Raw genomic sequence first — 510 nt, 5'->3', positions numbered from 1 at the left:
AGCCTGACCACCATTCTCAATCCGGAAGCTGTCATCTTTGCCAATCCGATAGCACAGGGGGCCTGTGCAGCAGATGCCATTGCCAGCGCCTTTAATATGCCTCTCGATGTTCTGTTCTGGTGTGCCGGTTCGCAGGGAAGTATGTACCCGTTCAATGGCTGGGTGAGTAATGAGTCCAGTCCGTTGCAGTCCTCCCTGCTGGTCAGTGAACGCATGGCGTTCAAACTACACCGTCAGGGCATGATTATGGAAACCATCGGGAAAAATAACGCCGTCTGTAATGAATATCCGTCCCCAATCCTGCCTAAAGAACGCTGGCGTTATCAGATGGTGAATATGTATCCGGACAGCGGACAGTGCCATCCGTTCGGGCGCAGTGTGATGCGCTGGGAGACGGGAAAAAATCCGCCCAACACAAAGAAAAACTTCGGCTACCTGATGTGGCGTAAACGTAACTGTGTATTCCTGTAACTTAAACAAAAAGAGGAATATTTTAAATGGAAAAGAAAT

General features: G+C 49.4%; 1 protein-coding gene. It reads left to right on the top strand.

Translation table 11 applies throughout. From position 1 onward, the window contains the following. On the top strand, positions 1–471 hold a 471-nt coding region (gene traU, locus LZP73_RS19250), incomplete at its 5' end, for a conjugal transfer pilus assembly protein TraU (RefSeq protein ID WP_234236522.1). Positions 472–510 lie beyond the last annotated feature (39 nt).

The sequence above is a fragment of the Shewanella sp. AS16 genome (assembly GCF_021412365.1).
GTDB lineage: Bacteria > Pseudomonadota > Gammaproteobacteria > Enterobacterales > Shewanellaceae > Shewanella > Shewanella salipaludis.
Note: the sequence above shows the minus strand (reverse complement) of the source record. Positions and strands in the feature narration are given on the sequence as shown.